Here is a 21,926-nt window from a genome sequence, read left to right as displayed (position 1 = left end):
GTGGTTTTGAAAAGATGGATGCAGAAATCATTGCAGTGGGCTCAGAGCTTCTTTTAGGGCAAATCAATAACACTAATGGAAGATTCTTATCGCAGCAGTTTGCGGAAATGGGGATCAACGTTTTTTACCATACTGTGGTCGGGGATAACGACCGCCGTTTACAACAAGCTATAGAAATCGCTGAATCAAGGGCAAATTTGATTGTCTTTACCGGTGGACTTGGTCCAACCAAAGATGATTTAACGAAAGAAACGATTGCTCGCCATATAGGGAAAAAGCTCGTTTTTAATGATGAAGCATTGCAATCCATTGAAGCCTACTTCCAAAAAAGGGAACGTCCGATGACGGAAAACAACAAAAAGCAGGCCCTCGTCTTAGAAGGCAGTGAAGTGTTGGCAAACGATCATGGGATGGCACCGGGAATGGTCTTGTCCAAATCTGGGATTACATATATGCTTCTACCTGGGCCGCCAAGTGAAATGGAGCCGATGTTTTTAAGTTATGGTTATGAAAAGATCATGAATAAATTGGAAAAGCATGAACGGATCGATTCCAAGGTTCTTCGGTTCTACGGTATAGGTGAAGCCGAACTGGAAACGGTGATTGAAGATCTCCTTGTCAATCAAACGAATCCGACAATTGCCCCGCTGGCAGCCGAAGGGGAAGTGACGTTAAGGATCACCGCTAAAGACTCATCTAAAGAAAAATGCGAAGAGCTTATTTTGGAAGCGGAAAAAGAAATTCTTAGCAGGGTCGGCAAGTTCCATTATGGAAGTGATAATACTTCGCTAATAAAGGAACTTGTAAAAGAATTAACGATCCGCAAGCTTTCAATTGCGGCAGCTGAAAGCTTGACCGGAGGGATGTTCCAAGAACAGCTGACAACCATCCCAGGCGCCGGTAAAGTTTTCAAAGGCGGAATTGTCTGCTATACGAATGATGCGAAGGCTAATGTCCTCGGCGTCAGTGATGATACCATATCCGAGTATGGAGTGGTCAGCGGTGAGTGTGCTATGGAAATGGCCTCTAATGTCCGGAACAAGCTCGATGCGGATGTAGGCATAAGCTTTACGGGCGTTGCAGGGCCGGATGAACAAGAAGGCAAGCCTGTAGGTACAGTATTTATCGGCATTTCCTATCGGGATGGAAACACTCATTTCAGGGAGTTGAATCTTTCAGGAAGCAGGGCACAAAACCGTATTCGGAGTGTGAAATACGGCTGTCATTACCTATTAAGGGATTTATAAACGCTATAAGCAGAGCTTTTTACAGCTCTGCTTTTTATTTGGTTTTAGAAGTTTGTTTCTTGAAAAATAGGGAAAAAAGAAAAAAGTTAATTCAATGAAATTGTTTTTTTTAGGGAGTAAGTGAAACGAAATGGAGATTTCCTTTAGATAAAACGCTTTTTCACAAAGAATATCCCGAAAGAAAAAAACGAATGAATGTTCGACTTTTTGCTTGGCAAAATAGTAAAAAGAGTATATAGTAAAGATAGGTTTTGAGACAGGGTACAAACCTTGATCTCAAATAATTGCTAACGTAAGTACACCTTTAATCGGACAGCCGATTATTTGAATATAGAGGAGGAAATTGAGTGAGTGATCGTCAAGCGGCTTTAGATATGGCGTTAAAACAAATTGAAAAACAATTTGGTAAAGGTTCTATTATGAAACTTGGGGAACAGTCTGATCGTAGGATTTCAACGATTTCAAGCGGTTCATTAGCATTGGACGTAGCATTGGGAGTGGGAGGATATCCAAGAGGCCGGGTCATTGAGATATATGGACCTGAAAGCTCCGGTAAAACGACTGTTGCATTACATGCTATTGCAGAGGTACAAAAGACTGGCGGCACGGCTGCATTCATTGATGCCGAGCATGCTTTAGATCCAGCATATTCAGAAAAACTTGGTGTGAATATCGATGAGTTACTGCTTTCACAGCCTGATACGGGTGAACAAGCCTTAGAGATCGCTGAAGCGTTAGTTCGAAGTGGAGCGGTGGATATCATTGTCATTGACTCGGTGGCAGCACTTGTTCCTAAAGCTGAAATCGAAGGCGAAATGGGAGATTCCCATATGGGTCTTCAAGCCCGGATGATGTCTCAGGCACTTAGAAAACTGTCTGGTTCCATTAATAAATCAAATACCATTGCCATTTTCATTAACCAAGTCCGTGAAAAAATCGGTGTTATGTTTGGGAATCCGGAAACGACTCCTGGTGGCCGGGCATTGAAGTTCTATTCAACTGTTCGTCTGGAAGTGCGCCGTGCGGAACAATTAAAACAAGGTAATGAAATCGTCGGTAATAAAACGAAAATCAAAGTTGTAAAAAACAAGGTTGCCCCACCATTCCGTCAAGCAGAAGTTGACATCATGTACGGTCAAGGGATTTCACAGGAAGGTGAAATCATCGATATGGGTGCTGATCTTGATATCGTCCTTAAAAGCGGCTCGTGGTATTCATACAATGAAGAGCGTGTCGGACAAGGTCGCGAAAATGCGAAGCTGTTCTTGAAAGAAAATCAGGATATCGCTCAGGAAATTTCTCGGAAAATCAGAGATCACTATAATCTCGATGGAGAGCATGAATTACCGCCAGAAGAAAATGAACCAGAAGAGCATTTTGAACTGCTTGATTAATGATATTTGGAAAAGGCCTAAGCTCCGTTTGCTTAGGCCTTTTCTGTATATTTTGAGAAAAGTGCGAAATTTCCAGCGGATTAATGGGCATCGAAATCAGATTTACAGACTTCTTCCATAATGAATGCTGTAGATTATGATGGTTATTATCAAGAAAACTTGAATAATCATTGATACAAAGGGACAAACGCTTGACAATAAAAATTCTCAACTATACAATTAATATGTATATTTTACAATTTTTCAAACTAAAATTTTGAAAATTAAGTGCTGTATATTGAATTTATGTGCAATGTACTTGCCGACAGTTCAACATTTTATGTAAAAAGTTCATAGCAAGGGGAGGTGAAACGATGGAACCCATGACAATCATCTTCACTTTGCTTGGCCTAATCGTCGGTGCAGTTGTTGGTTATTTTATTCACAAATCAAAATTTGAGAGTAGAATAGCAGGGGCAAAGGGCTCTGCAGAACACATCCTAGAGGATGCAAAACGTGAAGCGGAAGCACTTAAGAAAGAAGCCTTGTTGGAAGCAAAAGATGAAATTCATAAAGTTCGTGCCGATTCGGATCGGGAAGCCCGTGAAAGAAGGAACGAATTACAAAAACAAGAAAATCGGTTATTGCAAAGAGAAGAGAATCTGGACCGCAAGGATGAAACGTTAGACAAACGTGAGAGCCTTTTGGAGAAAAAAGAAGATTCTCTAAACCAAAGACAACAGCATATTGAAGAGATGGAAAGCAAAGTGGACGAGACGGTTCGTAAGCAGCAAACAGAGCTTGAACGTGTTTCCGGTTTAACTCGTGAAGAAGCTAAAGCAATCATTATCGACCGAATGGAAAACGAGCTGGCTCACGATGTAGCGCTTATGATTAAAGAAAGTGATACCCGTGCCAAAGAAGAAGCTGATAAAAAAGCAAAAGAAGTCCTTTCTCTTGCCATTCAGCGTTGTGCGGCTGATCATGTTGCAGAAACCACCGTTTCTGTAGTAAATCTTCCAAACGATGAAATGAAAGGACGTATAATCGGACGTGAAGGACGAAATATCCGGACGTTAGAAACGCTAACAGGTATTGACCTTATTATTGATGATACTCCTGAAGCTGTCATTTTATCCGGATTCGATCCAATTAGACGGGAAACGGCACGCTTGGCTCTTGAGAAACTTGTTCAGGACGGACGGATCCATCCGGCTCGCATTGAAGAAATGGTTGACAAAGCAAGACGTGAGGTAGATGAACATATTCGTGAAATTGGTGAACAAACAACTTTTGAAGTTGGTGTTCACGGTCTCCATCCAGATCTCATCAAAATACTAGGACGTTTGAAGTTCCGTACCAGTTATGGGCAAAACGTACTTAAACATTCAATTGAGGTGGCCCAGCTTTCAGGTTTACTGGCCGCTGAGCTTGGTGAGGATGAAGTTCTTGCCCGTCGTGCAGGTTTATTGCATGATATTGGGAAAGCGATTGATCATGAAGTGGAAGGCAGTCATGTTGAAATTGGCGTTGAATTAGCAACCAAATATAAAGAGCATCCAACTGTCATTAACAGCATCGCTTCACATCATGGCGATACGGAGCCAACTTCCATCATATCAGTGCTTGTGGCTGCCGCTGATGCATTATCAGCTGCAAGACCGGGAGCTAGAAGTGAAACGCTTGAAAATTACATTAGAAGACTTGAAAAACTTGAGGAAATTTCTGAATCCTATGATGGAGTGGAGAAATCTTTTGCGATTCAAGCCGGACGAGAAGTGCGGATTCTAGTGAAACCAGAACAAATCGATGATCTTTCTGCACATCGACTCGCACGTGAAATCCGGAAAAGGATTGAAGAAGAGCTCGATTACCCAGGTCATATAAAAGTCACGGTCATCCGTGAAACAAGAGCAGTCGAATACGCCAAATAATTGTAAATGAAGGACGAAGTGGTGCAAACCACTTCGTTTTTTCTATTTCCGTTAGTAGTCGTTAAGCGTAATTCCTATAATTACCCCAAATTATGTTACAATACATACTTGAATAATTCATATAATTAGGTGAATCTAGAAAGGATTTTACAATGAAATTGCTATTTATTGGAGATGTAGTGGGGTCTCCTGGTCGTGACATGATCCAAGAATACCTTCCTAAGTTAAAAGAAAAGTATCGTCCGCATATCACGGTCATCAATGGCGAGAATGCAGCAAGTGGCCGGGGAATTACAGAAAAGATTTACCGCAGTTTTTTAGAGTGGGGAGCGCAGGCGGTGACCATGGGAAACCATACATGGGATAATCGGGATATTTTCAACTTTATTGATGAAGCGAAATATCTTGTCCGTCCAGCTAACTTTCCAGACGGGGCACCTGGAGAAGGAATGAAATTTTTAAAATTGAACGATCATGAAATAGCAATCATCAATTTGCAAGCGAGAACGTTCATGCCTGATTTGGATTGCCCGTTCAAAAAGGCGGAAGAACTCGTGGCGGAGGCTCGAAAAAAGACACCGATCATCTTTGTCGATTTTCATGGAGAAGCTACAAGTGAAAAGCAAGCTATGGGGTGGTTCCTGGATGGGAAAGTTACAGCCGTTGTCGGTACACACACGCACGTCCAGACAGCAGATAACCGTATATTACCTGCAGGCACCGCTTACATATCAGATGTAGGCATGACAGGACCATATGATGGCATTCTTGGTATGGAAAGAGGGGCAGTCATCCATCGGTTCCTAACCAGCCTTCCTGTTCGTTTCGAAGTGCCTAAAGAGGGGCGGACCCTATTAAGTGGGGTTCTCCTTGAAATTGATGATAAAACCGGTAAGGCAATAAAAATAGAAAGGATACTGATTAACGAAGATCATCCATTCTATCAATGATTCAAACGGATGGACAGTCAAACTGTCCATCCGTTTTTCCATTCATTAATAAATGGTGGACAATCCAGGTTTTCTTTGTCATACAAGTTTTACTTGATGAATATAGTAGCAGTGGAAAGTGTTATAACTATTGAGCCAAGTTAGAATCGGCAGGGAAAACAAGGAGGACTAGGAATGGAAATATTAAAAGTTTCAGCAAAATCTAATCCTAATTCTGTAGCAGGCGCACTAGCGGGAGTGCTCAGGGAAAGAGGAGCAGCCGAAATTCAAGCAATCGGTGCAGGTGCGTTAAATCAAGCCGTCAAGGCAGTAGCAATCGCGAGAGGGTTTGTCGCACCTAGTGGAGTCGACTTGATTTGTATTCCTGCCTTTACAGATATACTTATTGATGGCGAAGAGAGAACGGCAATAAAACTAATCATTGAACCAAGATAATTTCATGTTTGGGTGCCCTGTTTGTCGGAAGGCGAGCAGGCTCTTTTTTGTCCTGAAATCCAAATGACGAAAAATCCATGTCCCTTTATAATTGAATGTATAATCTTAAAAAAAAACAGGAAGGAGAATTACATTGGCGATTTTTGATGCACATTGTGATGTGCTGATGAAAATGTTCATCGATCCGGATATTACTTTTACGAATAGTGATAAATTGCATATAACAAAGCGGGGATTATTGGATGAAGGGGGAAAGGTCCAATGTTTTGCAATATATATTCCTGAAAAAGTCCACCCTGATATGAGGTTTCAAGCGGCTTTGGCGATGGTGGATATTTTTCATGAAAAGATATTATCAGAGCCGGAAATGAAATTTATAAAGACCAAGGCAGACATTCAATCTTTAAAAGAAAAGGAAATAGGTGCAATGCTAACTTTGGAAGGGTGCGATTGCATTGGGAATGATTTGTTGAAACTGAAAACACTTATTCATCTTGGAGTTTCCTCCATAGGTCTAACTTGGAATTACGCTAATTTGGTTGCGGATGGGGCATTAGAAACAAGAGGGGGCGGCTTGACAGGGTTTGGAACAGATGTGGTGGCACTATTGAATGAGAAGTCAATTTGGTGTGATTTATCCCATTTATCTGAAGCTGGATTTTGGGACACCCTAAAGTTGGCGGAATTCCCAATTGCCTCCCATTCGAATGCTTATCATCTTTGTCCGCATCCACGAAATTTAAAGGACGGGCAGATAAAAGCCCTTTTGCAGAAAAGTGGGGTGATCGGCGTAACCTTTGTCCCGCAATTTCTTTCAAAAGGCGGTTCGGCTACGATAAAGGATATCTTGAAACATATAGAACATATATGCAGTTTAGGAGGGGAAAGACAAATTGGATTAGGGTCGGACTTCGATGGAATCGATCATATGGTAGAAAATTTAATGTCTTATAAGGATTATCATAACTTAATCAATGAACTGAACAGGCTTTATTCCAGTGAGTTTGTAAAAGGACTCCTTTTTGATAATTTTACCCGTAATTTTCCGCAAGAAAAGGTAATATCTTAAATGATTTTTAATTCTTACTATATAGATACGAATTAATATTCTGAAAATATAAATAATAAAAGCAAAAAGGTTGCAATTTAATGATTTAACCGATAGAATTGAAAGCGTTTAGTACACCTTTCCTAAAATAGAACGATTAATTATACATAGTTGAATGTTCTGAAGAGAGGTGCGGTTAAATGCATTTATATACGAACGTCCTAAAGGAGTGTAAGACATGATCAATCAACTTTCATGGAAAGTTGGCGGACAACAAGGTGAAGGTATTGAAAGTACAGGAGAAATATTCTGTATTGCCCTCAATCGCTTAGGTTATTACTTGTATGGCTACCGTCATTTCTCATCCCGAATCAAGGGTGGACACACGAATAACAAAATTCGTGTAAGTACTACGGAAACTCGTGCTATCTCTGATGATTTAGACATCTTAGTTGCTTTTGACCAAGAAACAATTGACGTCAATTATAAAGAATTACATGAGGGTGGCATCATAATCGCAGATGCAAAATTCAAACCTGTCTGCCCAGAAGATACAAAGGCAGAATTATATATTGTTCCATTTACGGAAATAGCAGCCGAATTAGGAACATCATTAATGAAAAATATGGTGGCAATCGGCGCGACATGTGCTGTTCTAGGTATGGAAATATCCGTATTCAACGATGTGGTTGATGAAATATTCGGCCGTAAAGGTGAAGAAATCGTTAAGAAGAATATGGATGCCATTACTGCTGGCTATAAGGCAATGGAAGTGTTGCTTGGCGAAAAACTGGGAGCAATGGAACTGGAAAAGGCGGATGGCCAAAAACGAATGTTCATGATTGGTAACGATGCCATCGCTTTAGGCGCAGTTGCAGGCGGTTGCCGCTTCATGGCAGCTTACCCGATTACTCCGGCCTCTGAAATTATGGAATACTTAATTAAAAAACTCCCTCAATTTGGTGGGACGGTCATACAGACTGAAGATGAAATCGCGGCGGCTACAATGGCAATCGGTGCAAACTATGGCGGTGTACGTGCCATCACAGCTTCAGCTGGACCTGGACTTTCTTTGAAAATGGAAGCGATTGGTTTAGCGGGCATTACCGAAACGCCAATTGTCATCGTCGATACTCAACGTGGCGGTCCATCCACGGGACTTCCTACAAAACAGGAGCAATCCGATTTAATGGCGATGATCTATGGTACACATGGTGAAATACCTAAAATCGTCATGGCTCCGAGTACTGTTGAGGAAGCTTTTTACGATACGGCAGAAGCATTCAACCTTGCAGAGGAATATCAATGTCCAGTTATCGTTTTATCCGACCTACAGTTATCATTAGGTAAACAGACGGTTCAGCCGCTTGATTACGGCAAAGTGGAGATAAGACGCGGAAAATTGGTTGACTTTGAAATTGAAGAGTCTGAAAATAAATCTTACTTCAAGCGTTATGAAGTAACGGAAGACGGAGTCTCACCACGTGTAGTGCCTGGTATGAAAAATGGGATTCACCACGTTACAGGTGTTGAACATGATGAAACGGGCAGACCTTCCGAGACGGCTTTGAATCGTAAATTGCAAATGGATAAACGGATGCGTAAGCTGAATAATTTAACTAACACATTCCAAACACCAGTATACAAAAACACACCGCATGAAGAAGCGGATTTATTAATTCTCGGCTTTAACTCAACACGCGGGACGATTGATGAAGCGATCGGCCGGTTAGAAACGGATGGAATGAAAGTGAATCATGCGCATATCCGTTTGATTCATCCTTTCCCAGCAGATGAAGTCCTATCATTGGTGCAAAGTGCTAAGAAAGTAGTAGTTATTGAAAATAATGCGACTGGACAATTGGCTAATATTATCAAGATGAATGTTGGACATGTTAATAAAATTAAAAGCATCCTAAAATATGATGGCAACCCATTCCTCCCGCATGAAATTCACACACAATGCAAGGAGATGTTCGAATATGGCAACGTTTAAAGAGTTTCGGAATGATGTAAAACCTAACTGGTGTCCTGGATGCGGAGATTTCTCCGTTCAGGCTGCCATGCAGCGTGCGGCAGCCAATGTAGGATTGGAGCCGGAGAATTTGGCCGTTGTTTCCGGTATCGGCTGTTCAGGTCGTATATCGGGTTACATCAAGTCCTATGGTTTCCATGGCATCCATGGCCGCTCACTGCCAATTGCACAAGGAGTAAAAATGGCCAACCGTGAATTGACCGTTATAGCTTCAGGCGGTGACGGAGATGGTTTTGCAATCGGGATGGGACACACCATCCATGCGATCCGCCGTAATATCGACATTACGTATATTGTCATGGATAACCAAATTTATGGATTGACAAAAGGCCAGACTTCTCCTAGGTCTGCTGCTGGATTTAAAACCAAATCCACACCAGAAGGATCAATAGAACAAGCTGTTTCACCTATGGAATTAGCATTGTCAGCCGGTGCAACGTTTGTCGCCCAAAGCTTTTCCACTGACTTGAAAGACCTGACGGCGATCATTGAAGCAGGGATAAACCATAAAGGGTTCTCCTTTATCAATGTTTTCTCTCCTTGCGTAACATATAATAAGATCAATACGTATGATTGGTTTAAACAAAACTTAACTAAATTGAACACGATAGAAGGCTATGATTCATCAAATAAAGAACAGGCCATGCAGACTTTGATGCAACATGACAGCCTTGTGACAGGGATTATTTATCAAGACTCTTCACGCCCTTCGTACCAGGAATTAGTGCCAGGGTATGCTGAAAAAGCGTTGAATAAATCAGAGCTGACACTGGATCAACAACACTTTGATAAGCTTGTTGCTGAATTTATGTAAAAAGTTAAAAGGTTCACCCCTAAGATGGGGTGAACCTTTTTTGTGGTTAATTATTAGGCTCTCCAGTAGATGTGCCACATGCTAGGAGACTTTCGACTGGCTTAGCCTAACAAAACCGTTGTTGCATCCGCCGAAGTTGCGGTTAAAAACCGCAACCGCAACGGCCACCGAAACCGCCACAGAAGCCGCCACCGAAACCGAAGCAACAACGATTCCTTCTTCTACAACAACAACGTTCATTGTTGTGATGATGATGATGATGATGGTGACGGTCCCGATCCCGATCGCGGTCCCGATCGCAGTCCCGATCGCGGTCTCGATCGCGGTCCCGATCCCGATCCCGATCGCGGTCACGGTCCCGGTCCCGGTCGCGATTATTACAGCCCCTCACCGCACGACAAAAATCGTCTGCGATTCTGTCGTTATTATTGCGGTTATCATGATGATCATGATGTTTGCTTTCACATGACATATAAGTCACTCCTTCATAATTTTTGTTTGTACAAGATATCTTATTCAAGAGCGGACAGGATGCTATAGAAACATGACCCATTTAACGAAAATGTACGAATGCCCTAAAAATCATCATTATTAATGTGAAAAGCGATTATGGTATTTTCGTGACGGATTTTTCATATAGTTACATATTAAGGAATATGGAGAAAGCAGCCCTATTTCAGGGGGAATGTACATGTTGAGAGGTAAAATGAAAGCCGTCGTCAAACACCACCGAGGTTATGGGGCACAGTTACAAGTTGTCGATATACCGGATATTCGTGATGACGAGGTCTTGATTCGGGTGAAAATGACCTCGATCTGCGGAACGGATATTCATATTTTCACCTGGGATGAATGGTCACGGGGAAGAGTGAGTCCACCATACGTATTTGGGCACGAATTTGCTGGGGAAGTAATCAAGACAGGAGCAAGGGTCAGCAATGTTTCAGTTGGTGATTATGTATCTGCCGAAACACATATCGTTTGCGGTACATGCAGGCAATGCTTAACCGGTCAATTCCATATTTGTAAAAAAACAAACATTATCGGTGTTGATAAACAAGGATGCTTTGCAGAGTATATAGCTCTGCCAGCTAAAAATTTATGGAAAAATCCAAGTGATATGCCACTCGATATAGCCACCATCCAAGAACCGATGGGTAATGCAGTCCATTCAGTGCTAGCTGGCGAGGTGCTGGGTAAAACGGTGGCAATAATCGGTTGTGGTCCAATTGGACTTATGGCGATTGCTGTTGCAAAGGCTGCGGGAGCTGATAAAGTAATCGCTCTAGATATTAATGATTATCGACTTCAGCTTGCCAAAAAGATGGGTGCGACAGATCTCATTCATTCAATTAAACAGGATCCATTGGAAATCACGAAAGGCCTTACAAGTGCGGATGGGGTGGATGTTGTTTGCGAAATGAGCGGTAATCCTGCAGCTATCCAACAAGGGTTTAAGATGGCGACGAATGGTGGAAGAATATCAATACTAAGTCTGCCTTCTAAGCCCGTCACGCTTAATATAACGGAGGATATTGTATTCAAGGGCCTTACTGTCCAAGGGATAACCGGGAGGAAGATGTTTTCAACCTGGCAACAGGTTTCAAGTCTGCTTGAAAGTGGCAAGGTTGATGTAAAACCGATGATTACCCACCGTTTTTCACTAAGCGATTTTGAAAAGGGATTTGAACTGATGACCAAAGGTCAGTGTGGTAAGGTTCTCCTTATTCCTTAAAGTGTGAGAATGTTTACGAGTAAAGCGGTCAAACTCACGAGTAAAACGCCCAAACTCACGAGTAAAGTGCCCAAACTCACGAGTAAAGCGGTCAAATTCACGAGTAAATGCCCAAACTCACGAGTAAATTGCATGGTCTGCATTTGAAATAGCTGTGAAGAAATAGTATCATTCTATCATTTAATAAGAAGGGGCTAAGTTCGTTAGAATATGCGAATCAGGTCTCTTTTTTTTAAGTCACAATTACCGTATTTATGAAAAATTTCTTACAATTGAAGAAGCCACGACAGAATGATTGTTTCTTGCTGTTAAAAGCTTTATACTATAATAATGTGGATATATCACACTTAATAGCTAATATTTACTGGTAATTCTTAAAAAGGAATCTTTATAAAACCATTTGAAGATAGGTCTTGAAATAGTTGGTGAAAGAAATAGACTAACTATTTTGAAAGGAGATTAACTATGAACGAGAAACAACGATTAGAATCACAACAAGTACAGGCTGAGAATCCAGCGGACAAAAAATCCGAAAAGGACTTCAGTAAGTACTTCCAAGCCGTTTATATTCCGCCTTCCTTAAAAGATGCGAAAAAGCGAGGAAAAGAAGAAGTAGAATATCATGATGACTTTGCAATTCCTGAAGGTTTCCGTGGAATGGGAGAAGGTAAAAAGTTTTACATCCGTACTTATGGATGTCAAATGAACGAACATGATACAGAAGTCATGGCGGGCATCTTTATGGCACTTGGTTATCAGCCGACAGACACGGTGGATGATGCTAACGTCATTTTACTTAACACTTGTGCGATTCGGGAAGGCGCAGAGAATAAAGTGTTCGGTGAATTGGGGCATTTAAAATCATTGAAATTGGAAAAGCCGGATTTATTGCTTGGGGTTTGCGGTTGTATGTCACAAGAGGAGTCAGTTGTAAAGCGGATTCTAGAGAAGCACCATTTTGTTGATATGATTTTCGGAACGCATAATATCCACCGGCTGCCGCAAATTCTTAATGAAGCTTATCTATCCAAGGAAATGGTCATTGAGGTTTGGTCCAAAGAAGGTGATGTAATCGAGAACCTTCCGAAAGTGCGTAAAGGAAAAACGAAGGCATGGGTCAATATCATGTATGGCTGCGATAAGTTTTGCACTTACTGCATCGTACCTTACACAAGGGGGAAAGAAAGAAGCCGCAGGCCTGGAGATATCATCCAAGAAGTCCGTCATTTAGCGGCACAGGGTTACAAGGAAATAACCCTGCTTGGGCAGAATGTGAATGCTTACGGTAAAGATTTTACGGATATCGAATATCGTTTCGGCGATTTGATGGATGAAATCCGTAAAATCGACATTCCGCGTATTCGTTTTACGACAAGCCATCCCCGTGATTTTGATGATTACTTGATTGAAGTACTGGCTAAAGGCGGCAATCTCGTTGACCATATCCATCTTCCAGTTCAATCGGGAAGTACGGAAACACTTAAAATCATGGCCCGTAAATATACACGAGAACAATATTTAGAGCTAGTAAAAAAGATCAAGAAAGCTATTCCAAGTGCATCGCTAACCACTGACATCATTGTAGGCTATCCGAATGAAACGGAAGAGCACTTTGAAGAAACGATGTCTTTATACCGTGAAGTTGGTTTCGATGCAGCATATACTTACATCTATTCTCCACGTGAGGGAACACCGGCTGCTAAAATGCAGGATAATGTACCGATGGAAGTGAAAAAGGAACGTCTGCAACGCTTGAATGCCCTTGTCAATGAAACGTGCGCATTGAAAATGAAAGAGTATGATGGACAGATTGTTGAAGTGCTAGTTGAAGGCGAGAGCAAGAAGAATGCGGAAGTATTGGCAGGTTATACAACGAAAAATAAGCTCGTGAACTTCAAAGGACCAAAATCCGCTATTGGCCAAATCGTAAAAGTGAAAATCACCGGAACGAAAACATGGTCATTAAATGGGGATATGGTTGAAGAAGCAACGGCGATTGAGGTGGAGTAATATGACTAAATATACTAAAGATGACATTCTGAACAAAGCAGCCGAGCTTGCTGAAATGATCGCCAGCACGGAAGAAGTCGATTTCTTTAAACGGGCAGAAGCTCACATCAATGAAAACCAAAAAATCAGGGAAATGATCGCCAGCATCAAGAGCTTGCAAAAACAGGCTGTAAACTTCCAGCATTACGGCAAAGAGAAAGCATACAGCCAAGTCCAGGCCAAAATTGATGCACTGGAAAAGCAATTGGATGAACTTCCGATCGTGCAGGAATTCAAACAATCCCAAGTGGATGTAAATGATCTTTTACAAATGGTCTCATCACAAGTATCGAACAAGGTGACGGACCTGATCATTGAATCGACTGAAGGGGACATCCTTCGCGGTGAGACAGGTTCACAAGTACAAGCTGGCGGCGGTAGCTGTTCATGAATATAGAAAAAGCCCTTCTGATTTCAGAAGGGCTTTTTCTATATGCGGAAATCCTTATACAGTGCCCATTCGTGACACATATCCCAAAACTTGCGCATAAAATAACCTAGGTTTAAAACATTACAGCAGTTTTCAAACAATTAAAATTCTACGCACACTAGACTTTTACCACGCATAGGATGAATGGAAACTGTATGAGGAGGGTTCGCTAGCATGTCACAATATAGAGAGATAATTACTAAAGCGGTGGTGGCAAAAGGACGTAAATTCACAAAGTCCTCTCACACCATTTGCCCGGCTCATCATCCTTCTAGCATTCTAGGTTGTTGGATCATCAACCATAAATACGATGCAAAGAAAGTCGGCAAAAAGGTAGAAATTCACGGCAGCTACGAAATCAACGTCTGGTATTCTTATAACCATAATTCGAAGACGGAAGTTGTAACTGAAAAAGTGCAATATACCGACGTTATTTCGCTGAAATACCGTGATCCCGATTGTCTTGATGACCATGAAATCGTTGCAAAAGCTGTCCAACAGCCGAATTGTTTAGAAGCTTGCATCTCCCCATGTGGACAAAAAATCATTGTCCATGTGGAAAGGGAATTCTTTGTGGAAGTCGTCGGCGAAACGAAAATTTGTGTCGCTGTTAGTCCAGATGGCCGCTGTGAGGATGACTGGGGCTCTGATTTCGATGATGAGGATTTCGAAGATTTAGATCCGGATTTCCTTGATGAATTCGAAGATGAATAGAATTTAGAAATTAATACCGGATGACATTCCCTTCATCCGGTTTTATTTAATTTGAAGCGGGACAAGCAGACCTGGCCATGATCAAAAATAGGGATGGAATGTTACTATATCCGTGCGTATGGCTTTGCATAGGCAGCTCAAAAAAAGTTTGGTTTCAATGTATAATTGATTTACCATGCAATTTCGAATACAGGCAATGTTGCTTTCCCGTATGTTATAATGAAGGACATAAATGTGTAATAGATTTTAGTTTGGAAAGGTTTTGAAGGAATGGCTGGATATACTCCGATGATACAGCAATATTTAAAAATTAAGGCAGAGTATCAGGATGCCTTTTTATTTTTTCGTTTAGGCGATTTTTATGAAATGTTTTTTGACGATGCACTGAATGCATCACAAGAGCTCGAAATCACATTAACGAGCCGAGAAGGCGGCAGTGAAGAGCGAATTCCGATGTGCGGCATTCCGTATCACTCGGCTGCTAATTATATTGATATATTGATAGAAAAAGGTTTTAAAGTAGCTATTTGTGAACAAACCGAAGATCCGAAGCAAGCCAAAGGTGTGGTACGCAGGGAAGTTGTCCAGCTGATTACTCCGGGAACGAAAATGGATAGTAAGGGTCTGCGTGAAAAGGAAAATAATTATATTGCCACCATCACCTATTTCACGGATGGGCAGTTTGGCTTTGGATACAATGATTTATCGACAGGGGAAAATAAGGTCACTTTGATTGAGAGTTTTGAGGAAGTCCTGAATGAATTTGCCATCCTTGGTGCTAGTGAAGTGGTCATTGCCGAGGATTTCAATGAAGAATGGAAAAAAAGGCTGCAAGAACGGGGCGCTGCCGCTCTATCCCTAGAGAATAATTTGGTTCAAAGCGAGTCATTCGTTGCATTACTTCATCTGTTAAAAGACAAGAAACTGGCGACAACGACCTCACGTTTATTGAATTATCTTTACCGTACCCAAAAACGCAGCCTGGATCATTTACAGCCCGTGCTTGCATATGAAACATCACAATATATGAAAATAGATTATTATAGCAAACGCAATTTGGAATTAACTGAAACTATTCGCTCCAAAGGAAAAAAAGGCTCATTATTATGGCTGCTTGATGAAACGAAAACAGCCATGGGCGGAAGGATGTTGAAACAGTGGATTGATAGGCCGCTCATTAATAAAAAACAGATCGAGCGGAGACAAAGCCTTGTTGAGACCCTGAAAAATCAATACTTCGAACGGCAGGACTTACGTGAACGCCTGAAGGAAGTGTACGACTTGGAGCGGCTTGCCGGAAGGGTTGCCTTCGGGAATGTAAACGCTCGGGACTTGATTCAACTGAAGCGTTCATTACAACAGGTGCCGATTATTCGTGAAATCGTGAAGTCAATGGTCTCCAATCAGGATATTTCAATTCTGGCCGATAAATTGGATCCTTGCGAAGAAGTGACGGATTTGCTTGAAACAGCGCTTGTAGAAAGCCCGCCATTGTCCGTGAAGGAAGGGAATATCATTCAGGATGGTTTCCATAAGGAGCTGGATACCTACAGGGATGCCAGTAGAAACGGGAAAACTTGGATTGCGCAGCTTGAACGCGAAGAGCGGGAACGGACCGGGATCAAATCTTTGAAAATCGGATATAATCGTGTATTTGGCTATTACATTGAAGTCACACGAGCCAATTTGCATCTGCTTGAAGAAGGCCGGTATGAACGGAAGCAAACCTTGACGAATGCCGAACGTTATATCACACCTGAATTGAAAGAAAAGGAAGCTTTGATTTTACAAGCAGAAGAAAAAAGCATCAGTTTGGAGTATGACCTATTCCTCAATCTTCGTGAAGAGGTCAAAAGCTATATCCCGCGCTTACAGGATTTAGCGAAAGGCGTCAGTGAACTAGATGTCCTCCAGTGCTTTGCAACGATAAGCGAAGAACGCCATTATGTGAAACCAGTCTTTTCTGAAGATCGAAGAATCGTACTGAAGGATGGCCGGCATCCAGTAGTTGAGAAAGTCCTTCAATCACAGGAGTATGTCCCCAATGACTGCTTTATGGATGGAGACAGGGAGTTACTCTTGATCACAGGACCCAATATGTCGGGTAAAAGTACGTATATGCGTCAAATTGCACTAACATCGATTCTAGCGCAAATTGGATGCTTCGTATCCGCAAGTATAGCTGAATTGCCTATTTTTGATAAGGTGTTTACTAGGATTGGCGCGGCAGATGATTTGATTTCCGGTCAAAGTACATTCATGGTAGAGATGCTCGAAGCAAGAAATGCCATCATGAATGCGACAGAAAACAGTTTGATATTATTTGATGAAATAGGGCGGGGAACATCAACATATGATGGGATGGCGCTTGCTCAGGCCATCATTGAATATATTCATGAGGAAATTGGGGCAAAGACTCTCTTTTCGACCCATTATCACGAATTGACTGTATTGGCGGCAGAACTGCCAAAATTGAAAAATATCCATGTCAGTGCCATTGAACAAAATGGGAATGTCGTTTTCCTTCATAAAATTAAAGAAGGGCCAGCAGATAAAAGCTATGGAATTCATGTAGCTAAGCTAGCTGATTTACCGGAGCAGTTAATAGATCGGGCGGCCGCTATTTTAGCGCAGCTAGAAAATGAAAATGGACAGGCAAAGGCGATGCCTGAACAGCCTGCTGCTACTGCTGTAGAAGCACCTATTGCCGAAGCTGCCCCGGTAACAGCCGTCAATGAGGCACAGCTTTCCTTCTTTGGGGAAGAGGCTCCTAAAGGAAGAGTGAATTCTTCACCTAAGGAAAAAAAGGTGCTGGATGACATAAAATCACTGGATATCCTTGAAATGACGCCGCTTGAGGCAATGAATACCCTTTATAAATTACAAAAGAAACTTAAATGAGAATTAAAGCGAGGCGATAAAAATGGGAAAAATCATACAGCTTGATGAGGCTTTATCTAATAAAATCGCAGCTGGCGAAGTTGTTGAACGCCCAGCCTCAGTCGTTAAGGAACTTGTGGAAAACGCAATAGATGCAAACAGTACCATTATAGAGATTGAATTGGTGGAGGCTGGGCTTGGTTCCATACGGATCGTGGATAATGGCGATGGGATTTTGGCTGATGACATAGAAGCGGCATTTAAACGCCATGCCACAAGTAAAATAAAAGATGAAAATGATCTTTTCCGAATTCGAACACTTGGCTTCCGCGGTGAAGCAATGCCCAGTATTGCTTCAGTTTCCCGTTTTGAAATGAAAAGCAGCACAGGCGAAGATGTGGGAACACGCATACTTCTTGAAGGCGGAATGGTTAAGGAACTCGAAGCTTCATCAAGCCGAAAAGGAACGGATATCCTGGTTTCCGATTTGTTTTACAATACTCCTGCAAGGTTGAAATATATGAAAACGATTCATACCGAGTTAGGAAATATTACGGATGTCGCTAACAGGCTTGCACTTTCGCATCCGGATGTTTCTATACGGTTATCACACAACGAGAAGCGAATCCTGCATACGAATGGTAACGGTGATGTCAGGCAGGTGCTAGCCGCTATTTATGGGATGAATATTGCCAAAAAGATGATTCCGGTTCAGGCAAGCTCCTTGGACTTCAAATTATCCGGATATATCGTTATGCCTGAGGTCACCCGGGCTTCAAGGAATTATATTTCAACCATGATAAACGGCCGCTTCATTAAAAACTATGCGCTCGTGAAAGCAATCCTGGATGGGTACCATACACTCCTTCCAATTGGGCGTTTTCCAATTGCTTTGTTGAATATTGAAATGGATCCGATTCTTGTCGATGTCAATGTACATCCATCCAAAATGGAAGTAAGGCTTAGCAAGGAACAGGAATTGTACAGTCTTGTTTCGGAAACGATCAAATCTTCATTTAAAAAGATGACTCTAATACCAAGTGGATATACACCAACACCAAAGGCGGAACAGGTGAAAAGTGAGCAAACTGAGCTGGAATTGGACCATGTTGTGGAAAGCGGCAAGCGCATCCTTGAAGAAGCCAAGAAAGAAGCTTCACTCTTGAAGGAAACCTTGATTCGGGAAAAGCAGGAACAAAAGAGTTACGTGAATTATAATGAAGATTTCAATCTAGAACCAATAAAGGAAATAATCTATAGCAATGAACAGCAGCAAATGGCAGATGCTTATATTCCGGTTTTACAAGATGATGAAAGCAAGCCAAATTACGAGTCAGCTGAAAAGTACACAACCTATACGGTTGAACAAGAGGAAGAAATTGAAGTGAATGAACCGGATAGCCGCATCCCTCCCATGTACCCAATTGGGCAAATGCATGGAACCTATATTTTTGCCCAAAACGAAAAAGGGTTGTACATCATAGACCAACATGCTGCCCAGGAACGGATCAAATACGAATATTTTAAAGAAAAGGTCGGACGTGTTGAAAACGAGCTACAGGACATGCTAGTTCCCATCACTCTTGAATTTTCAACAGACCAATGTATCAGGATAAATGAGTATAGGCATGAATTGGAAAAAGTCGGCGTCTATTTAGAAGAGTTTGGCTATAACGCCTATATTGTCCGATCGCATCCACAATGGTTCCCTAAAGGAATTGAACAGGAAATCCTTGAAGAAATGATAGAACAATTGCTATCAATGAAAAAGGTCGACATCAAAAAACTGCGTGAAGAGGCAGCCATCATGATGAGCTGTAAAGCCTCAATAAAGGCAAACCGTCATCTGCGCAATGATGAAATCCAAGCATTATTGGATGAACTAAGGCGGACAACCGATCCCTTCACATGTCCTCATGGAAGACCTATCATCATCTCTTATTCCATTTATGAAATGGAGAAAATGTTCAAGAGGGTCATGTAATGAAAAGCAATGGAGAACCTTTATGTAATGGGATTCTCCATTGCTTTTTTAGTTAAATGACCACTTTTATTGTTCCGTGCTCATTTTTCCTGTAGCTTTTGAAAAGTTTTCTGCAGAGGAGTCCTGTATATTCTGAGTAACTGAGTATATTTATCTAATGTGATAGTAACTTTTGAATGGCCTAATCTTTCTGATACCACTTTGGTCTCCGATCTCCAACATTATAGTTGCATGTGTATGGCGTAAATCATGCTTGTACTATATCACTCTTTTATTACGATAATCTTGCTTTGAAAAAGCGTACCCCAATCAAATAATTTTTTAATCTTGTGTACTGCATCTGTACTTGAATTTAGGCTCTGTCTGATTATAATATCCATTTCTTACCTCTGCAATCCAATTCGCAAAGGCTTCTCTCCATTGAATACTGCTAAAGAATTCATCAACAGATTGTTTTTCAGAATCCCAAACTATGAATGTATTGAGAGGGGCAATTCCTCCTGCCCAAATTCCATTATTTGTGTCAGTATTAGCTTCCCTTACTAATAATATGGGTAGTCCAAATTGAAAAGCCATAGAGGGTTCAATTTGTAAAAAAACTGACCCTTCCCAGAAAGGAGTGGATGATGGAGGTTGTCCTACATTAGTATCAGTAATCTCGACGAGGAAGCGACGAAAGTTGATTGCTAACATTCCATAACTTGATGAAACCAACCGTCGAATACTTGTTAAAATGGTTTCTGGATATTGTTCACTTACAGGTAATGTACGTGGAAAAAGCAATGCGTTCTCAATCTCTAAAATAAGTCGGTTTTGAAACAGTTGTTGTATTGGATTTAACGTATTTGTGGTGCTTAAAAATATGGGAATACGAAAAGCACGATCAACGCATTCCTGGTATCTCGATGATGGACATGCTTCTTCCTTTAAAGGTTCATTTTTAGAATTGCTTAAGGAACCTGTACCTTTATCTCTTTTATCTTTATCTTTTTTTTTATCACTACTCATTTTTTCATCTCCTTTTCAAATTAATTTATGGGAAAGGGGCAGGTTTTGATTGGACATGACTGTCTGAAATTTATCCTTAAAAAACCACAGCGAATGGAATTGATTTTATGCGGAACAATACAACGAATGCTGAAGAAAATTCGCACACAGAAGGAGTGAATGCGCAAACAACGATAATCAAAAACTAAATTTCAGCTAAAGCAATTTAAAGAACTTATGATAATATGGAAAAATAAAATTCCAGAAAGATACTAAGAGTCAGGTAGTTAAAATTTATAGAAGTGAATTGAAAAAAACTTTGATATGGGTAGGCCCTTTAAAAGAATAATCTGTTTCAATAGTGGGGATCAAATTGAGAATCTCTTATATTATAAGAAGAAACTCGATAGAATATATAGAAAATTTATAATGAAATTTGTATCCAAGTGTGTTTCGGTTTTTAAAATACCCTTATACTGCATTAGATGACCACCATAATGAAAGATGTGGCGAAAGTATATGAATTCGGTTTTTTAAACCGGTCATGTAATGAAAAACAATGGAGAATCCTGATGTAATGGGATTTTCCATTGCTTTTTTCGATTCTGCTTTTATTAGACGCCATCCTTGAAGGGGGATAGGAGTTGGACAGGGTTAAGCAAATTCCCAACACATATCTTCAATAATAATAATATGGGGGAGTGGGCTGGAATTGATAGTTATATGCAGGGGCAATATACATTTGGTTATCATAGTGATTATTATATTGCTGCATGTCTTCTTCGGCCGCTCGTTGGCAATTGGCTGGCGGACCGATGAATGTTGAGGGTTGAACAGGTGCTATCGCTTTTTTCCATTGGTTTTCATCCAGGCAATACGTATGTGCCATAATATTTGCAGGTGTCAATTTCAAGATATCCGAGCCCAGGATCACCTCAGGTGTTGGAGCATTAAAAATGGCCAGCAGGTGAGTATTATCCGTATTAGCCACTTCATAATGCCACCAACCTTGGGGAACGTTGGCTACTTGGCCAGGTTTAATAGGATAATTTTGTATTTGCTTAGTAAAAGGATTCAGTAATGAAACGGTTGCAGCTCCAGAAATGCAATACACTAGCTCTGCAGCATTTTGGTGATAATGCGGTTCTACGACATTGCTTGAACTAAGGTAAATATCTAATAAAGAAACATTTTCGAGTGTGTTCAATTGTTTGATACCTAATACATTTATATAGTTTTGATTGTCTTTTTTCATTAAATTGCTTTTATTAACATCAAAAAAGTATTGTGTGGATGGCGAAGTATAGTCCC

17 protein-coding genes are annotated in these 21,926 nt (G+C 41.1%); 15 read left to right on the top strand and 2 right to left on the bottom strand.

What is annotated here, in order from left to right; genetic code table 11:
• The first annotated feature begins 14 nt into the window (after positions 1-14).
• From ACFVSH_RS06240 to mutL, 15 genes are all read left to right on the top strand, one after another.
• Positions 15-1,247, top strand: a complete 1,233-nt coding sequence (locus ACFVSH_RS06240; RefSeq protein WP_387705260.1) for a competence/damage-inducible protein A — start codon at positions 15-17, stop codon at positions 1,245-1,247.
• 347 nt (positions 1,248-1,594) lie between these two features.
• The gene (gene recA / locus ACFVSH_RS06235; protein WP_387600013.1) at positions 1,595-2,641 is read left to right on the top strand and encodes a recombinase RecA; all 1,047 of its coding nucleotides are present in this window, start codon (positions 1,595-1,597) and stop codon (positions 2,639-2,641) included.
• Between the two features lie 353 nt (positions 2,642-2,994).
• Complete coding sequence (rny, locus tag ACFVSH_RS06230) at positions 2,995-4,554, top strand: ribonuclease Y (RefSeq protein WP_387600015.1); 1,560 nt, start codon at positions 2,995-2,997, stop codon at positions 4,552-4,554.
• 152 nt (positions 4,555-4,706) lie between these two features.
• Positions 4,707-5,504: a TIGR00282 family metallophosphoesterase gene (locus ACFVSH_RS06225; protein ID WP_260284303.1), complete on the top strand. Its 798-nt coding sequence runs from the start codon at positions 4,707-4,709 to the stop codon at positions 5,502-5,504.
• 174 nt (positions 5,505-5,678) lie between these two features.
• Positions 5,679-5,939, top strand: a complete 261-nt coding sequence (gene spoVS / locus ACFVSH_RS06220) for a stage V sporulation protein SpoVS (protein ID WP_029281188.1) — start codon at positions 5,679-5,681, stop codon at positions 5,937-5,939.
• A gap of 133 nt (positions 5,940-6,072) precedes the next feature.
• On the top strand, positions 6,073-7,008 hold the full coding sequence (locus ACFVSH_RS06215) for a dipeptidase (protein ID WP_387705258.1): 936 nt from the start codon (positions 6,073-6,075) through the stop codon (positions 7,006-7,008).
• Positions 7,009-7,225: 217 nt separating this feature from the next.
• Positions 7,226-8,983 (top strand): 2-oxoacid:acceptor oxidoreductase subunit alpha, encoded by a 1,758-nt coding sequence (locus ACFVSH_RS06210; protein ID WP_076366399.1) that lies wholly within the window; start codon positions 7,226-7,228, stop codon positions 8,981-8,983.
• Entirely contained in the window at positions 8,970-9,836 is an 867-nt protein-coding gene (locus ACFVSH_RS06205) for a 2-oxoacid:ferredoxin oxidoreductase subunit beta (RefSeq protein WP_192204085.1), read from the top strand. Before ACFVSH_RS06210 ends, ACFVSH_RS06205 begins: the two co-directional genes overlap by 14 nt.
• Positions 9,837-9,972: 136 nt before the next feature.
• The gene (locus tag ACFVSH_RS06200; protein ID WP_387705256.1) at positions 9,973-10,305 is read left to right on the top strand and encodes a hypothetical protein; all 333 of its coding nucleotides are present in this window, start codon (positions 9,973-9,975) and stop codon (positions 10,303-10,305) included.
• 225 nt (positions 10,306-10,530) lie between these two features.
• A complete protein-coding gene (tdh, locus tag ACFVSH_RS06195) occupies positions 10,531-11,571 on the top strand; it encodes an L-threonine 3-dehydrogenase (protein WP_387600284.1) in 1,041 nt (346 codons plus the stop codon).
• 465 nt (positions 11,572-12,036) lie between these two features.
• Complete coding sequence (gene miaB, locus ACFVSH_RS06190; RefSeq protein WP_387705254.1) at positions 12,037-13,581, top strand: tRNA (N6-isopentenyl adenosine(37)-C2)-methylthiotransferase MiaB; 1,545 nt, start codon at positions 12,037-12,039, stop codon at positions 13,579-13,581.
• A 1-nt stretch (position 13,582) separates the two neighbouring features.
• Positions 13,583-14,011, top strand: a complete 429-nt coding sequence (locus ACFVSH_RS06185; RefSeq protein ID WP_063231802.1) for a YlbF/YmcA family competence regulator — start codon at positions 13,583-13,585, stop codon at positions 14,009-14,011.
• A 213-nt stretch (positions 14,012-14,224) separates the two neighbouring features.
• Positions 14,225-14,764: an outer spore coat protein CotE gene (locus ACFVSH_RS06180; protein WP_192204090.1), complete on the top strand. Its 540-nt coding sequence runs from the start codon at positions 14,225-14,227 to the stop codon at positions 14,762-14,764.
• A gap of 270 nt (positions 14,765-15,034) precedes the next feature.
• On the top strand, positions 15,035-17,665 hold the full coding sequence (mutS, locus tag ACFVSH_RS06175) for a DNA mismatch repair protein MutS (protein WP_387600031.1): 2,631 nt from the start codon (positions 15,035-15,037) through the stop codon (positions 17,663-17,665).
• 22 nt (positions 17,666-17,687) lie between these two features.
• Positions 17,688-19,628 (top strand): DNA mismatch repair endonuclease MutL, encoded by a 1,941-nt coding sequence (mutL, locus tag ACFVSH_RS06170; protein WP_387600034.1) that lies wholly within the window; start codon positions 17,688-17,690, stop codon positions 19,626-19,628.
• Between the two features lie 321 nt (positions 19,629-19,949).
• On the opposite strand, the gene ACFVSH_RS06165 is transcribed toward mutL, so the two are convergent.
• Together ACFVSH_RS06165 and ACFVSH_RS06160 are read right to left on the bottom strand one after the other, a co-directional pair.
• Complete coding sequence (locus tag ACFVSH_RS06165; protein ID WP_387705252.1) at positions 19,950-20,636, bottom strand: hypothetical protein; 687 nt, start codon at positions 20,634-20,636, stop codon at positions 19,950-19,952.
• Positions 20,637-21,294: 658 nt separating this feature from the next.
• A partial coding sequence (locus tag ACFVSH_RS06160; RefSeq protein WP_387705250.1) for a cupin domain-containing protein occupies positions 21,295-21,926 on the bottom strand: 632 nt, incomplete at its 5' end.

It is taken from the genome of Peribacillus sp. NPDC058002 (assembly GCF_042886655.1).
Classification (GTDB): Bacteria; Bacillota; Bacilli; order Bacillales; family DSM-1321; genus Peribacillus; species Peribacillus aracenensis.
This window is presented reverse-complemented; position numbering and strand designations above follow the sequence as displayed.

Bases quoted from the DNA above. Each gene is read 5' to 3' on its own strand.
- ACFVSH_RS06240 (WP_387705260.1), top strand. From the start codon at position 15: ATGGATGCAGAAATCATTGCAGTGGGCTCAGAGCTTCTTTTAGGGCAA.
- rny (WP_387600015.1), top strand. From the start codon at position 2,995: ATGGAACCCATGACAATCATCTTCACTTTGCTTGGCCTAATCGTCGGT.
- ACFVSH_RS06225 (WP_260284303.1), top strand. From the start codon at position 4,707: ATGAAATTGCTATTTATTGGAGATGTAGTGGGGTCTCCTGGTCGTGAC.
- spoVS (WP_029281188.1), top strand. From the start codon at position 5,679: ATGGAAATATTAAAAGTTTCAGCAAAATCTAATCCTAATTCTGTAGCA.
- ACFVSH_RS06210 (WP_076366399.1), top strand. From the start codon at position 7,226: ATGATCAATCAACTTTCATGGAAAGTTGGCGGACAACAAGGTGAAGGT.
- ACFVSH_RS06205 (WP_192204085.1), top strand. From the start codon at position 8,970: ATGGCAACGTTTAAAGAGTTTCGGAATGATGTAAAACCTAACTGGTGT.
- miaB (WP_387705254.1), top strand. From the start codon at position 12,037: ATGAACGAGAAACAACGATTAGAATCACAACAAGTACAGGCTGAGAAT.
- ACFVSH_RS06185 (WP_063231802.1), top strand. From the start codon at position 13,583: ATGACTAAATATACTAAAGATGACATTCTGAACAAAGCAGCCGAGCTT.
- ACFVSH_RS06180 (WP_192204090.1), top strand. From the start codon at position 14,225: ATGTCACAATATAGAGAGATAATTACTAAAGCGGTGGTGGCAAAAGGA.
- mutS (WP_387600031.1), top strand. From the start codon at position 15,035: ATGGCTGGATATACTCCGATGATACAGCAATATTTAAAAATTAAGGCA.
- mutL (WP_387600034.1), top strand. From the start codon at position 17,688: ATGGGAAAAATCATACAGCTTGATGAGGCTTTATCTAATAAAATCGCA.
- ACFVSH_RS06165 (WP_387705252.1), bottom strand. From the start codon at position 20,636: ATGAGTAGTGATAAAAAAAAAGATAAAGATAAAAGAGATAAAGGTACA.